The organism is Afipia dichlorophenoxyacetatis, from assembly GCF_055386385.1.
In genome coordinates this window covers 5,813,701-5,827,903 of sequence record NZ_AP029250.1, presented here as the reverse complement: position 1 = coordinate 5,827,903, position 14,203 = coordinate 5,813,701, and the positions used below count along the sequence as shown (strand labels likewise).

Genomic DNA, 14,203 nt, shown 5'->3' with positions numbered 1-14,203 from the left:
GTGACGACGCATCCCCTCGATACGTTCTTTTCGCCCCAAAGCATTGCAGTCATCGGCGCCTCGCGCGACGGAACAAAAATTCCCGGAATGTTGCTCGCGTTTTTGCGCAGAAACGGATTTTCGGGCGAGATCTATCCCGTCAATCCGGCTTATGACGCGATCGATGATCTGACATGCTTCGCGTCGATTTCAGCGGTTGGGAAGCCGATCGATATCGCCATCGTCATCGTTCCTGCGCGCGCGGTGCTTGGTGTGTTGAACGAATGCGTGGCCGCGGGGGTGAAAAACGCGATCATCATTTCATCGGGGTTTGCCGAGGAGGGCGGTGCGAGCGCGGACATGCAGGCGGAGATTGCTGCCCTCGCCAAGCGTTCGGGCATGCGGATTTCCGGTCCGAATGCCGAAGGGTTTTATAACGAGCTGGAACGTATCGCGGCGACATTCAGCCCAACGGTCGACGTCAAGCCGGATGCACCGCGATTGCTGGCGAGCGCGCGCCGCATCGGCATTATTGCGCAAAGCGGCGGCATCGGTTTTGCGATTTACAATCGCGCCAAGGCGATCGGTGTTGCGGTCAGCAAGGTCATCAGCACTGGAAATGAATCCGATCTCGCTGCCGGCGAATTTCTCGACTATATGGTGCAGGATTCGGCGACAGACATCATCCTGCTGTTTATCGAAGGCATTCGTGATCCGGCAATGTTCGTTGCTGCGGCAAAGCGTGCTGCGAAATCCGGTAAGCCGATCATCGTCTCGAAGGTGGGGCGTTCAGGCGCGGGCGAGCGTGCGGCTGCGTCCCATACCGCCAGCATGGCGGGCTGGACGGCAGCTTACGACGCGGTCTTTGCCAAATATGGCCTCATCGTTTCCAATGATCTCGATGAGGCAGTCGCTATCGCTGCGGCCTTCGCCACCGCGCCCTTGGCGCCGGGTGATCGCACCGCGATCGTCACAGTCTCAGGCGGTGCAGGCGCGTGGGTGGCCGATACACTTGCGGCAGAAGGACTGCAGATTCCAGAACTTCCGGTATCGATGCAGGCCGAGATTCGTTCGCTGATCCCTTCTTACGGATCGGCATGTAATCCGGTCGATATCACGGCGCAGGCTGTTCATAGCGGAGGCTTGCAGAAAGTGATCGAGCTGCTTGATCGGTCCGATGACATCGACCTCATCGTGGTCGTGCTGTCGCTGGGAAGCGAGACACGGATCCCGGTCAAGACGCATGAGATCAAACCGCTGATCGATGCTCAGCGCAAACCGATCCTGCTTTTCTCCTATACTTTGCCGTCGCAATTCGCGCGCGTGGGGCTGGCGGCGTCGGGCATTGTCGCCTTTCAGGGATTGGCAACTCTCGGCCGCGCAGCCCGGCAGTTGATCGATCGTGGACGGTTTGTGCTGGATGAGCCCGATGTCTCGCCTCGCACGGCAACAAAGCCTGTTGCAAATCTGGCGCGGATTGAAGGAGCTCTTTCCGAATATGAGAGTAAGGTGCTCTTGCGGGAGGCAGGCATCACAGTGCCTGATGAAGTCCTCGTAACGGAGCAAGCCGCTCTCGCCGGCGTCATTGGTGGCATGACGTATCCTCTCGTTATGAAAATCCAGTCGCGCGACATCCCGCACAAAAGTGAAGCGGGGGGCGTGCGCATCAATTTAGCCAACCTTGAAGAGGCTAACACTGCGTTTTCGGCCCTGATGGAGAATGCGCGCCGATTCAAGCCGAGTGCAGCACTTCAAGGCGTGTTGATTGGACCCATGGCCAAGAAAGGCGTCGAGATGATCGTTGGCACCGTCGACGACGCTACCTTCGGGCCGATCGTGATGGTGGGGTTCGGGGGCGTGACAACCGAGCTATTCAGGGATGTTGTCTATCGTCCGGCTCCGGTGAACGAGGCCGAAGCGAAAGTCATGATTGATGAACTGAAGTCATCGCCGCTTCTCAACGGCTTCCGTGGTGCGCCCGTGGCTGACAAAGCGGCGCTCGCCCAGCTGATTGCGCAAGTCTCCAGCCTTGCGGATGATCTCAGGGACAACATTGCGGAGATCGAAATCAATCCGGTGATCGTGCATGACGACGGCGATGGCGTTACCGTGATTGATGCCCTCGTGGCCGGTGGGCGCTCCACGCGATAGCGCCGCATTTCCGCTGGTCGCCTTAGCGCCCCTTGAAATTTGGAAGCCGGCGTTCTTCGGTGGCCTTGACGCCTTCCGCGAAATCTTCAGTTTTACGCAACCAGGTTTGTTCCGCGAGTTCGTGGTCTGTTTGTGTCTTGACGCGATCGGCGAGGCCGGCGCGCATGGTCGCGCGTGTTGATAGTAAGCCTAGCGGTGAATTCTCAGCGATTTCGTTAGCCAGCTTGAATGCTTCGGCTCGCACTTGGTCTTGTGGCACGAGCACGTTGGCGAGCCCCATCTCGAAGGCCTCTTCGCCGGTGACGCGGCGGCTGGTGTAAAACATCAACGCGGCATTCGTTTTCCCGATGATCTCGGGCAACGTAACTGTCAGGCCGAAGCCCGGGTGAAATCCAAGACGGGTGAAATTGGCGGCAAAGCGTGCTTCCGGACATGTCACGCGGAAATCGGCTGATACCGCAAGACCAAGTCCGCCGCCAATGGCGGCGCCTTGTACAGCGGCGATAATTGGCTTTTTGTTGCGGAAGATGCGCACGGCCTCGAGGTAGAGGTCGCCGGTGGTGCCAGTGCCCGAGGCAGCGTCTCCCCCTTCAGCAACAGGCCGGTTGAAGTTTGCCCCCGCACAGAACGCCTTGCCCTGTGAGGCAAGGACCACAGCGCGGCATTCGCTGTCTTCGTCGAGTTGATCGAGCGTGTCGGCGATTTGCCGGATCAAGGACAGATCGAAAAAATTCAGCGGAGGGCGGCGAATCTCGATCAACGTCACATGACCATGTTTCTCAACGCCGAGATCGGAAGAGCCGCTCATTTGATATCCTTTCGGAATTGATCCGTCTTGCTCAGCGCAAGCCAAGGCCACGCGCGATGATGCCGCGCAAGACTTCCGTGGTGCCGCCCTGAATTGTCAGCTTGGGCGCGATCTTGGTGGCGAACGCCAGCTGGTCCTCAAGCGTGTGGTGATTGGCTGTGTCGCTGTCGATAAAGGCCGCGAGATCGCGCACGCGATGCGGCAATTGCTGTTCCCAGATCGTGCCGATGTCTTTGACGATCGAGGCTTCCACCACAGGTTCTTTGCCCGCCTGCAGCATGCCGGCGACGGATACCGACATGCGGCGCATGGTGTGCAGCTGCGCCACCAGGCGGCCGATACCCTCCGCCCCCCGTGTATCGGGATTATCGCCCAGCGCGCGGACAAGCTCCGTCAGGACATAATATGTTTCGAGAAACCGTTCCGGTCCGCTGCGTTCGTAGGCCAATTCGCTGGTCGCCTGTTTCCACGCGCCGTCGATTTCGCCGAGCGCGTGGTCATCTGGAACGAATGCGTCCTCGAAGACGACTTCATTGAATTCCTTTAATCCGCTGATCTGTGCAATCGGATTGACCTTGATGCCCAGCGCTTTCATGTCGACGAGAAACTGCGTCAGCCCATGGCGCCGATTTTCTTTGGTCGGCGGCGAGGTGCGAAAGATCGCGAGCATATAGTCTGCGATATGAGCGGAGGTGGTCCAGATCTTCGTGCCGTTGATCAGCCAGCCGCCGTCGGTCTTGGTCGCCTTTGTCTTTGCCGCGAACAGATCGGATCCGGAATTCGGCTCGCTCATCCCGATCGCGAAGCAGACCTCGCCGCGGCAGATGCGCGGCAGAATGTCCATCTTGATCCGCTCGTTGGCGTATTTGAGCAGAACCGGACCGCTCTGCCGGTCGGCAACGAAGAAGCGCCGCGTTGGCGCGTTGGCCACGCGCATCTCTTCGGTCACGACATAGCGTTCCAGAAAGCTCCGCTCATGGCCACCGTAGCGCTTCGGCCATGTCATGCCGATCCAGCCGCGTTCGCCGACGCGGCGGCTGAATTCCGGGATGTCGCTGTCTTCGCGCTGCGGTTCATCTGGATTGAATGTGCCGGCGGCGATTTCCTCGCGAAGAAACTCGCGGACTTCGCGCCGCAAGGCCTCACATTCCGGGGGCAGGCGAATTTGATCGAAACGTAGGGCTGTCGTCATGTCACTGATCCTGAAATGTCACGCCGGCACTATCGCGATGCGACCAGCGGCCACAGCTCGTCGGCGCCGCGCGCGGCGACAAAACTTCCAAGCTCCGTCGCCCAGTAACTTTCGTGGCCGAAATCGTCGCGCCAGGCGAGGGCGCGCAACGTATAGCGATGCAGAATGTGCTCCATGGAAAAGCCGATCGCGCCATGCACCTGATGGGATATCGCAGTGCCTTTTTCGGCGGCTTCCGCGCAACGGATCTTGGCTGAAGCAGCTTCGAAAAACACTGCGTCGCCGAACGACGAACTGTTGGCAATGGCATCCGCGGCAGAGCCAGCGGCTGTGACCGCAGCCGCGACTTCACCGGCCAGCTTCGCGAGGTTGTGCTGGACCGCCTGAAATTTCGAGATCTTCTTTTCAAAGGCGATACGTTCGTTGGAATAGCGCACGCTGATGTCGAGCAAGGCTTCCAACGCACCCGCGATCTGCAGGCTGCGCAAGGTCGCTCCCATCAGCATCAACGACCGCAGCGTGAAGCCGGCCGGGGCTGGTTTGACCGTCAGCGGCTTGACGTTGTTGAACGTCACGGTGTTCCATGCGTCATGGCCGAGACTTTCACCGGCGTCGATATGACACGCCGCCGCCTCCACAAGCGCAATCACCGTGCCATTCGCGGAAACTGCAACAACAGCAATATGCTCGGCGGCCGCTCCGTAAGGGACGCCGCGAACGCGGCCGCTCAGCATGTTGTCGCTGTTGAGCGTCATGCGATCCTGAGGACGAGAGGGCGCCACCGTCATTGTCCCGGATGGCGATGGGATCTCGGCTTGTGAGAGCAGCCAGCCCGCCAGCATGGTTTCGACCAGTGGAACGGCAACGGCGAATTTTCCCGCCGAATGTGCAACGCTAAAACCTTCCGCGAGGCTGACGCCCGCACCGCCGCATGCTTCCGGCACCCATGACAGCGGCAAGCCGGCGTCGGTCAGAGCGGACCACAGCGGTGTTTTCCAATGATTGGCTTTATCACTGTTGATGGTCTGTGTGTCGGCGAGGTCTGCAAAAATGCGCTCGGCGGTTTCCGCAACAATATTCTCGCTCTCCACGACGCCTCCCACTCAAATATTGCCAATTCCGCTATGCAGAATGTGGATGTGTTTCTTGTTACGAGCATGATGAGGAAAAGCACATGCGATGACAAGCTGCGAACGCATCGCGGGTCTTTGCCGCATATGCATAGATCGATGGAAAGTGCTTCATGCGAGCCATGCCATGCGCTTTGCGATGAAAGGTCTGTTCCGTTGCGATTTATGTCGCTAGGTTGCGGCCGGCATGGCGGCAGCGCCACATCAAAAAATTCGAGGAGACATTCCAATGGCGGACGGATTGCGGGTCATCATCACAGGATCGGCATCAGGGCTTGGCGCGGCATCGGCAGCGATCCTGGCGAAGCAAGGCGCACGCATTGTCATCAACTATTCGTCCAGCCAAAAGGAAGCCGAACAGACTGCCGATCTGTGCCGCACCGCCGGTGCTGAAGTTGTGGTTGTTCAGGGCGACGTTTCTCGTGACGAAGACTGCAGGAAGATCGCGGCCGCTGCGGCTCCCTGGGGACGGCTTGACGCACTGATCAACAATGCCGGCACGACCAAGCACATAGCACATGATAATCTCGAGGGGCTTTCCGCCGAAGACTTCCAACGTCTTTTCGCGGTCAACACTATCGGACCGTACCAGATGATCCGAGCCACGCGTGACTTGCTCGAAGCAGGCGCGAAGGAGACAGGGCGTGCTTCGTCTGTCGTCAACGTATCATCGATTGCGGGAGTTTCCGGTATCGGATCGTCTGTTGCTTATGTCGCCAGCAAAGGCGCGCTGAATTCAGTGACGTTGTCGCTGGCACGGGCGCTGGCGCCGCTGATCCGCGTTAACGCGGTTTGTCCGGGCTATATCGATACGCCATGGTTTACAAAGGGACGCGGTGCCGAGCAGGCTGCCAAGATCCGTGACATGGTTATGGAGAAATCCCCGCTTAAGGTCGCGTCGAGCGCCGAGGACGTCGCGGACGTTGTCTGTTTCTTCGCCGGTCCGCAGTCACGCAACATGACAGGTGAAATCGTGCGCATCGATGCCGGTGCGCACTTGGTCTGGTAAAAGCTGATTCAGGACATCTGAATCAGCTTTGCGATCAAGCTCGGTTTCCCGGATCGGAAACGACGCCGCGTGCAACGAGCCGATTCCAGATAAACAGCACAACCAGCGCACCGATGGTGGCGGTGATAAAGCCCGCCCCCTGGCTGGGCCCATAGTGACCAATTGCCTGGCCAATGAATGTTGCGAGAAAAGCGCCGGCGATGCCGAGAATCGTGGTGAGGATGAAGCCCGTCGGGTTATTCGGCCCCGGCGACAGCAGCCTTGCGATAATGCCTGCAACAAAACCAACGATGATGATCCAGAGAATGCCGCCCATTGCCGCTATCCTTCATCATTCAGTGTGAAACATCGATTTGCGAAACGATGGAGCGGTGGGTCATCCGCTCCATCACTGTTTGAACAACTTCATCAGATCCAGCGGGAGGCTTCGTGTTCGGTCGGCAGCCTGCCGTTCGGTGTCAGCTGATTGACGACATCCGGCAACTGCCGTGCAAGACCTGCAAGCAATTCGTCGCGTGACAGACCGGTTTGAGAGGTCAGCGTGCTGATCTGATCCGCGCCGAGTGCGGAGGCGAGGTCATTCGGAGCGATCTGCTTATTTTCGCCGGGGCTGACCCATGAATTGGCAGTTTCGGCGTGGCCACTGTCCTGGAATTGCTTCAGCAAATCGCCAAGACCGCCACTCAGGACGCTGCCGGCTGCGCCGCCGGCTAACAGGCCACCGAGGGCCCCGCCGAGCGGGCCTTTCATCAAGTCACCGAGACCGCCGCCGAGTGCGCCTCCAAGCCCGCTGTCGGCGCTTGCCGTGGTCGTTCCGGGGGGCAAGCTCGTCGGAGCTTGGGTGGGCTGAGTGCCAGCGGGGTTTGTTTGCGCGTGGCTGCCGCCGAGATGTTTGACTGCCTTGTAGGCGAGAAGGGCAAGTATCGCCATGGTCATCGGCGACATCCCGCCGCTGCTCTGGCTTTGGTCACTCGGCTCGCTTGGGCCGCGTGGTCCATTCTGCATACCGTTGAGAACGTCGAGCAAACCCATTGTCGTCTCCTGTCGTCTCATGCTGCCCCGCGAGATCAAGACTACCGGCTCGACATGACGGTTACAAGGCAGTGGAACCGCAAGCGCTGTCGCAGTGCGATGCGACGTGAACAGAACGCTCATGGGCTGGCGTTTGGGTATGGGCTGTTAGCTCTTGTAAGATGAAATTTCGATCAGGCTGCCATCCGGGTCGCGGCAGTAGACCGACATCAATGTGCCTCTCGCACCCTGCTTTTCAACCGGCCCTTCTTCGATCGCGACACCGCAGTCTTTGAGGTGAGTGGCCACATCCTGCGGCGCCGCCGTGGTCAGAAAGCACAGGTCGTCGCTCCCGGCCGCTTCGTGGTCTGCGGTAAACCACTCCTGTTTGTCTGTTGTCACCGGCCGGAGGTTGATCTTCTGGCCGCCGAACAACATCGAAATGCGCTTGGCGCGGCCATGTCCCGGATCGAAATCAAGGCGCTTCATCCCGAGAACGCGTTCATACCACGCGGCCGATCGCTCGGCGTCCGTGACGTTCACGACCAGGTGATCGAGGGCACTGATTTCAATCGGCATGAGCTTTCCGGTAAGTTTGAGAGAATTGATCGCGACGTTCAGCGATGTCGATAAAAGAAAAGGAGGGCTGATGCCCTCCTTTCTATGTCACCAACGGCGACCGTGCCAGCCGCCATGATAACCCCAGCCGCGTCCTCCGTAATACCTCGGAGAACGATAGAATCGTGGCCCGCCGTAGAAGCCGTAAGCCCCGTAGTAGTTCGGCCGCCACCAGCACCGTCCCCATGGATTACACACCCAACGGACGTGCTCGACGTTGTTTGCGGTGGTTGGCGCAGCTCCTGCCAGACCGTTCGGCATCGCCGAGGCGGTGCCGGATGCCAGCGCAGCCCCGCCAAGAGCCGCCAGTCCAATGAAAGCCAATTTAAGTTTCATCTCGTTCTCCTTACTCAAAAACAAACACGAGTGATGAGAAAAAGTTGCTCGAAAATGTGGCCGAGTGAATTCATCTTTGAATTTTAATGTCCATGAATGGACATTCATCGACGCCAATCTCACAGTCGTCGTTCTCTGTCCCACAAAGCTGAGGTGAAAATGAAAATTGCTTCTTTCATCATTTGCTTCATTCTTGTTTTGCAGACCTCTGCCATGGCGGCTGACTATGCCGGTCAGATCAGCGCTTATCGACGCGCCCACGGATTGTCGTTCGTGAAGATTGATAGCAGGCTGCATGCCGCTGCGCTCCGGCAGGCGCGTGCGATGGCGTCGAGCGGTACGATCAGCCATACTGTCGGTGGCAGCTTTTCGTCGCGCGTGGCTGGGCTGCGCAAGTCGAGGGCTGCGGAAAATATCGCGGCGGGCTTTCGAACCTTCGCCGAGACATTGCAGCAATGGAAAGACAGTCCGGGTCACCGTGAGAATCTGCTGATGGAAGGGGCGCATAAAGTCGGCGTCGCGTCAGTCTCGAATCCGAGCTCTCCCTATCGCGTATTTTGGGCGAGGGTGATTACAGATTGAAGCTGCAATCGCGTCTCATGAGTGGTCGCGCGTGCCGACGAATTGCATGACGATTTCGCGTCGGTGCGGTCGCGCACGGTGCTCGATCAGATAGATGCCTTGCCAGGTCCCGAGTGCCATCGCGCCGTCGATCACCGGTATTTGAAGACTGCATGACGTCACCATGGTCTTGATGTGAGCTGGCATGTCATCCGGTCCTTCGGTCGCATGAATCCATCCGGCGTTGTCCGGCGCCATTCGCCTCAGTGCTGTCGTCAAATCCGTGAGCACGTCGGGATCGGCATTCTCCTGAATCGTCAGCGACGCGGAGGTGTGCCGGATAAACAGATTGATCGTTCCGGATATCCCGCCTGTTTCTTCGAGAAACTGGCGGACTTCCCGGGTGAAGTTGGTGAACCCTTCCCCGTGCGTTGTGAGAGTAAGTGTCGTGGTGGCGACAACATTGATGGGGGCCGATACGATTGGCGCATAGGTCATGATGATGCGTTCACTCCGTGTGGGCATCCAGCGCTTTGTTCAGCCGCTCCAGTGTGGTGCGGTCAAAACGTCCGTCGAAGTATTTCTGGATAGCCTCGGCAAATTCCTGGTTCTGATCGGAGGCATCGTCAAACAGGGTCATCGATGAGTGGAATTTCATGTTGTCCGGCCATCCAAGAATACTGTCGATGGACTTTCCCGAAACTGCACAGACCAGTTTCGTGCATTCGCGAAGCCGTGGTCCGAGCAGGGAATGGTGCAGATAGTCCGTCGCTTCCTGAAGAGAAGAGATGGCATATCGTTGTGACATGACGCTGTGTCCCAAACCGGCAATCTGCGGAAAAATGAACCACATCCAGTGACTTTGCTTCCGTCCAGCGCGGAGCTCCGAGAGCACCCGGTCATAGACAGGTGCTTGTGCGTCGACAAAGCGCTTGAGATCGAATGATGCGGCCATGCCCACTCCCAATGAGAAGATCCTGGTCTGAGGAGGCTCAGCAAAGCAAGAGTAAGCTTGCGGCGAGCCTTTTGTTCAAGAGATTTCATACGCAAGGCCGGACTGCGAATACGTTACGCATCGTGTTGTCTCCGGCGGCGCGGACAAAATTAAGGTCCATTAATGACTTGCGGATAAAATCCGCGCTCGCTGGGTCACTCGTATTTTCACCGCGAGCTTACAATGCTGAGGAATTTTGGCCTGAGAGGGCGAATCACGGCCGCACTGGCATTCGCGTCGGCGACGACAGCCTTGTTCATGCTGGCTGGGGCCATGTGGATCATCGCTGGCATTGTCGATCGGGCCGACCAGCGTGAATTGCGAAGCCACTATGACGCGCTTCAGTCGCGTCTCGGACAGGAATCGCGCCGGGCCGCCGCCATGAGCGCGGTTGTCGCGTCCATCCCGGCAGTGCAGGAGGCCATGGCTAAGGATGACCGGGACGCCTTGATGCGGTTATTTGGTCCAGGCTTTGCGACAATGAAATCGGAATATGGCGTCGATCAGTTCCAGTTTCACACACCGCCGGCTGTCTCGTATCTCCGTGTGCATCAGCCGGCGAAGTTCGGCGATGATCTCTCCAGCTTCCGAAAGACGGTGGTCGCGGCCAATGCGGAGAAGAAAACGATCGTCGGTCTGGAGGGCGGTGTTGCCGGTCTCGGCATCCGCGGCGTTGTGCCTGTCATGGCCGCTGGAAAGCACGTGGGATCAGTTGAGTTTGGCCTGACGTTTGGCCAGGGCTTCTTTGATGAATTCAAGCGCACCCGCGGCGTCGATATCGCCTTTCATCTTGCTGGCGACAACACGTTCAAGACCTTCGGCGGAACGCTCGGCGGGAAAAGCTTTTTCGGTACGGCCGACTACCGGGGCGTCGGTGATGGCGATTTCCTGATTCGCCAGGGTGATCTGAATGGTACCCCGGTCGCGGCGCTTCTGGGGCCGATCAAGGATTTCTCCGGTAAGTCTATTGGTGTCGTCGAAATGGTCATGGACAACAGCGAGTACGTCGCCTCGCAACAGCGCGCCCGGTTACTGGCAGCCGGCATGGCGGCGCTGGGTCTGCTTCTCGCGATTGCGGCCGGTTTGCTGATTGCCCGCGGCATATCGCGTCCGATCCTCGCCATCACCGATGCGATGCGCGAGCTAGTCAACGGCAATCTCTCCGTTGATTTGCCGATGCGTGAGCGCGGCGATGAAGTCGGGCAGATGGCGCAGGCTGTAGCTGTGTTCAAGGATAACGCCATTCGGGTGAGTCAGCTTCAGGCGGAGCAGGAGGAAAACAAGGCGCGCTCGGAACAAGAGAAGCGAAAGGCCTTTGCTGCCCTGGCCGATCATTTTGAGGCCAGCGTGCGAGGTGTGGTCGAAAGCGTCTCTTCGGCCGCATCTGACATGCAGATGACGGCACAGTCGATGTCATCAACCGTCGCGCAATCGCGGCAGCAGACCGAAATTGTCTCAGTTGCGTCCGAACATGCCTCCGATAACGTTCAGAGTGTCGCCGTGGCATCTGAAGAGTTGTCATCCTCAATCAGCGAAATCGGGCGGCAGCTCGCGCAGGCGTCTGCCGTGGTAAGCAAGGCGGCGGACGGCAGCCAACAATCGAACGCCCGCGTTAAGAGCTTGTCGTCAGCGGCTCAGAAAATCGGCGAAGTCGTCGAGCTGATCAACACCATTGCCAGTCAGACCAATCTGCTGGCCCTGAACGCCACCATCGAATCGGCGAGAGCCGGTGAGGCCGGCAAGGGATTTGCGGTGGTGGCGAGCGAGGTGAAATCGCTTGCGACGCAGACCGCCAAAGCGACCGAGGACATCGGCGCTCAGGTCGCGTCCATACAGCGTGAGACGAATGCAGTCGTGGAGGACATCCGCGCCATCACCTCAACCATTGCCGACATCGATGAAATCTCCTCATCGATCGCGTCCGCGGTCGAAGAGCAGGGATCGGCGACGCAGGAAATCGCCCGCAATGTGCAGCAGGCGGCTGCGCGGACCGGTGAAGTGTCGCAAAATATTCTGAGCGTCACCGAGGGAGTTGCCACGACGGAAACGGCGGCCCGTGAAATGCTCGGATCTGCGGCAAAGCTAGCGGTGCAGTCAGAGACCCTACGTGACGAGGTGGACCGCTTCCTTGCCAGCATCCGGGCGGCTTGACGGCGATATGACAGCGTAAGCCTGCAAGAGCGGGGTAGCGGCAGGCTGCGGGCTCTGATAAGGAAGTCGGAACACCATGCAATGTGTGGGTGTGAATGGCATTCGGTCCCGTAGCTCAGCCGGATAGAGCGACGGTTTCCTAAACCGTAGGTCGGAAGTTCGAGTCTTCCCGGGATCGCCATCCATTTTCTAGTTGGCCGCGGACGCATTAACGCCAGCAGCATATACCAAAGCAAAATAAGCCGGCCGATCGCTTCAATCGGTCGGAGCGCAGTTTCTCATAGTCGCTCATGGTTGGACCGATTTCAGATCAAATTCTCTCGCCTGCCGCACGACAGCCGCCCTGTCGTATTTGTTAATGTCGTCGATAAAGTCGTTGGTGAACATGCGTGACGTCGGCACCGGTTGAGCAATCTGCTTTTCTCTCAACAGGAAATCACTGAGGTTCTTCCAATCGGCGTCGATAAAGAGGCCATTCTTGCCGCGTGTCTCCGGATTGGTCCATCCCGCCATTCTCAGCTGACTAATCTTTAGGCCCTGAGCCAAAGCCTTTTCAGGATCTTTCTCCTTTGGTCGACTTTCCGGATACATTTTCCAGGTAATCAGAACTGCTGCTGCCGGGTTTGCTAATGTAAAGTCGAGCGCCTTAGAGACGGCTCTCGCGAAACCGACCAGCATTTTGGGCTTGTCGCGAATGACGTCGTTGCGTGCCAAAATCGAAACATCCGGCAGCGCCTCGAGCTTCGCGTCGATTTTGAGCGGGCGCAAATTAAGCCCGCTGAGTTCGAACCGGACATTGGCAGCATCCCAAAACACAACCGCATCAACAATCTTTTGCTGAATTGCGGCAACTGCCTGCGGGCCAGCTCCTATCGGAATAAATGTAACGTCGGTATCCGGATTCAAGCCGCCAGACCTTACGTAAGCCTTTCCATACGTCGTGCCAGCGCTTCCCAGTGCAGTGACTCCGATTTTCTTTCCGCGAAGATCACCGATGCTTTTAACCGGACTGTCAGCGGGAACCGAGATCGACCATATGTTTCGGTAGCCCGCGTTGTAGAAGTATCGCAAATCAAGCGGTGCGCTTGCATTTTGCTGCATGCCAATCACCGCTTGCGCGGGCGTTGCTTCCCCAACGTCGCCGTTTCCAGCAGCAATCTGAATAGCAACTTCATTCGAGCCGCCGACCGCAAGCAATTCGACGTCGAGGCCTTCTTGCGCGTAGTAGCCCAGATACTTAGCCACCGGAAACGGCGCGAGGGACTCATCGATATTGCGTACAGGGATAAGCGCGCGAACTTTCTCCGCGGCGAAGCTCCCCTCCACATTCATAGACATAGCAAGCATGAGCGCGACGAAAACGGAATACGACTTGGTCATGTTTGTCCTCGCTTGTTGAAGCGCATCTACACAGACTTCAAACGACGACCCGAACCGCCAAACGATACCGCAACTTCCTCAACGGCTGATCGCGAATGATCCGGTCAGCGTACGAGGAGAAAATTGGCTGTCAATTAAAATCGTACATACGTACGATTAATCGTACGGACGTGCGGGACTGTATTCGACGCGCGCATCCACCAGTCGCCGCCGACTTTCGCCGCAGGTTATTAGGTGGTGAAAAGCGTGTGAAGTTATGCGTCGGTCAGAATGTCATCGATCATTTTATTGATCGCGTCACGAGCGGCATTTCTCATCTTGGCGCCAGGTTTCATGAGCTGAAGAATGATTCGGCCGTGAACCTCAACCAGCATTTGGTCGGCGGTCTCCTCGGCCGGAATATCCGGCCTGATCTCGCCAGCCTTTTGTCCCTCAGTAATCAGTTTAATCCAAAAACGCCTTTGCTTGTCAAAGCGCTTCGATTGGATGATCTGAAGCTCGGAACTTCGGGTACTCATCGCAACTGAGTTGATCCAAAAGCGCCACCATCGATTTGCCGGCAACTGTTCAATGTAAGATGAGGCAATGCGACGAAGTTGGGCGACTGGCGACCCCTTGTGCTGGTCCCAGTCATCAGGCAAGGCATAACCTGCCTCGAGTGCCGTCGCTATCAACGCTTCTTTTGACCGAAAATGATAGGTAATCGTGCCGAGACTTACATTTGCAGCCTCGGCAATCTGCCGCATCGTTACATTTTCAATGCCCAATTCGGCGATCAGGTCATACACCACACCAGCGATATGCCTTTGTTGAAGCTTCCCCCTGCTTTCGACAGGAGAGGATCCTTGCTTCGTTGCTGCTGAGTTTTCTGGCATACCGGCCG

Annotated in this window: 15 protein-coding genes and 1 tRNA gene; 5 read left to right on the top strand and 11 right to left on the bottom strand. The window is 57.8% G+C overall.

What is annotated here, in order from left to right:
- Complete coding sequence (locus tag ACZ5C3_RS27305) at window positions 1-2,130, top strand: acetate--CoA ligase family protein (RefSeq protein ID WP_464044393.1); 2,130 nt, start codon at window positions 1-3, stop codon at window positions 2,128-2,130.
- A 22-nt stretch (window positions 2,131-2,152) separates the two neighbouring features.
- Here the strand turns inward: ACZ5C3_RS27305 and ACZ5C3_RS27300 are convergent, their stop codons facing one another.
- The 3 genes from ACZ5C3_RS27300 to ACZ5C3_RS27290 are packed head-to-tail and all read right to left on the bottom strand — an operon-like array spanning window position 2,153 to window position 5,221.
- A complete protein-coding gene (locus tag ACZ5C3_RS27300; RefSeq protein ID WP_464034215.1) occupies window positions 2,153-2,938 on the bottom strand; it encodes an enoyl-CoA hydratase/isomerase family protein in 786 nt (261 codons plus the stop codon).
- 31 nt (window positions 2,939-2,969) lie between these two features.
- A complete protein-coding gene (locus tag ACZ5C3_RS27295) occupies window positions 2,970-4,130 on the bottom strand; it encodes an acyl-CoA dehydrogenase family protein (RefSeq protein WP_464034214.1) in 1,161 nt (386 codons plus the stop codon).
- Window positions 4,131-4,159: 29 nt separating this feature from the next.
- On the bottom strand, window positions 4,160-5,221 hold the full coding sequence (locus ACZ5C3_RS27290; protein ID WP_464034213.1) for an acyl-CoA dehydrogenase family protein: 1,062 nt from the start codon (window positions 5,219-5,221) through the stop codon (window positions 4,160-4,162).
- Window positions 5,222-5,489: 268 nt separating this feature from the next.
- On the opposite strand from ACZ5C3_RS27290, the gene ACZ5C3_RS27285 reads away from it, so the two are divergent.
- Complete coding sequence (locus ACZ5C3_RS27285; RefSeq protein ID WP_464034212.1) at window positions 5,490-6,269, top strand: SDR family NAD(P)-dependent oxidoreductase; 780 nt, start codon at window positions 5,490-5,492, stop codon at window positions 6,267-6,269.
- A 34-nt stretch (window positions 6,270-6,303) separates the two neighbouring features.
- On the opposite strand, the gene ACZ5C3_RS27280 is transcribed toward ACZ5C3_RS27285, so the two are convergent.
- The 4 genes from ACZ5C3_RS27280 to ACZ5C3_RS27265 all read right to left on the bottom strand — a co-directional run bounded on the left by ACZ5C3_RS27280 (window position 6,304) and on the right by ACZ5C3_RS27265 (window position 8,234).
- A complete protein-coding gene (locus ACZ5C3_RS27280) occupies window positions 6,304-6,585 on the bottom strand; it encodes a GlsB/YeaQ/YmgE family stress response membrane protein (protein WP_464044392.1) in 282 nt (93 codons plus the stop codon).
- A gap of 92 nt (window positions 6,586-6,677) precedes the next feature.
- Window positions 6,678-7,301, bottom strand: coding sequence for a YidB family protein (locus tag ACZ5C3_RS27275; RefSeq protein WP_464044391.1), 624 nt, complete (start codon window positions 7,299-7,301; stop codon window positions 6,678-6,680).
- 147 nt (window positions 7,302-7,448) lie between these two features.
- A complete protein-coding gene (locus ACZ5C3_RS27270) occupies window positions 7,449-7,859 on the bottom strand; it encodes a VOC family protein (protein WP_464034211.1) in 411 nt (136 codons plus the stop codon).
- Between the two features lie 87 nt (window positions 7,860-7,946).
- Window positions 7,947-8,234 (bottom strand): hypothetical protein, encoded by a 288-nt coding sequence (locus ACZ5C3_RS27265; protein ID WP_464034210.1) that lies wholly within the window; start codon window positions 8,232-8,234, stop codon window positions 7,947-7,949.
- 159 nt (window positions 8,235-8,393) lie between these two features.
- On the opposite strand from ACZ5C3_RS27265, the gene ACZ5C3_RS27260 reads away from it, so the two are divergent.
- Window positions 8,394-8,816 carry a CAP domain-containing protein gene (locus tag ACZ5C3_RS27260; protein ID WP_464034209.1) on the top strand — a complete coding sequence of 141 codons (423 nt, stop codon included), beginning with the start codon at window positions 8,394-8,396 and terminating at the stop codon, window positions 8,814-8,816.
- A 15-nt stretch (window positions 8,817-8,831) separates the two neighbouring features.
- Here ACZ5C3_RS27260 and ACZ5C3_RS27255 read toward each other — a convergent pair whose 3' ends face one another.
- On the bottom strand, window positions 8,832-9,320 hold the full coding sequence (locus tag ACZ5C3_RS27255; protein ID WP_464034208.1) for a secondary thiamine-phosphate synthase enzyme YjbQ: 489 nt from the start codon (window positions 9,318-9,320) through the stop codon (window positions 8,832-8,834).
- On the bottom strand, window positions 9,304-9,750 hold the full coding sequence (locus ACZ5C3_RS27250) for a DUF1810 domain-containing protein (protein WP_464034207.1): 447 nt from the start codon (window positions 9,748-9,750) through the stop codon (window positions 9,304-9,306). Before ACZ5C3_RS27250 ends, ACZ5C3_RS27255 begins: the two co-directional genes overlap by 17 nt.
- Before the next feature lie 222 nt (window positions 9,751-9,972).
- On the opposite strand from ACZ5C3_RS27250, the gene ACZ5C3_RS27245 reads away from it, so the two are divergent.
- Entirely contained in the window at window positions 9,973-11,940 is a 1,968-nt protein-coding gene (locus ACZ5C3_RS27245; RefSeq protein ID WP_464034206.1) for a methyl-accepting chemotaxis protein, read from the top strand.
- A gap of 104 nt (window positions 11,941-12,044) precedes the next feature.
- Window positions 12,045-12,121, top strand: a tRNA-Arg gene (locus tag ACZ5C3_RS27240).
- A 107-nt stretch (window positions 12,122-12,228) separates the two neighbouring features.
- Here ACZ5C3_RS27240 and ACZ5C3_RS27235 read toward each other — a convergent pair.
- Both ACZ5C3_RS27235 and ACZ5C3_RS27230 read right to left on the bottom strand, forming a co-directional pair.
- Complete coding sequence (locus ACZ5C3_RS27235) at window positions 12,229-13,320, bottom strand: ABC transporter substrate-binding protein (RefSeq protein ID WP_464034205.1); 1,092 nt, start codon at window positions 13,318-13,320, stop codon at window positions 12,229-12,231.
- A gap of 254 nt (window positions 13,321-13,574) precedes the next feature.
- Window positions 13,575-14,195, bottom strand: a complete 621-nt coding sequence (locus ACZ5C3_RS27230; RefSeq protein WP_464034204.1) for a TetR/AcrR family transcriptional regulator — start codon at window positions 14,193-14,195, stop codon at window positions 13,575-13,577.
- Window positions 14,196-14,203: the final 8 nt, after the last annotated feature.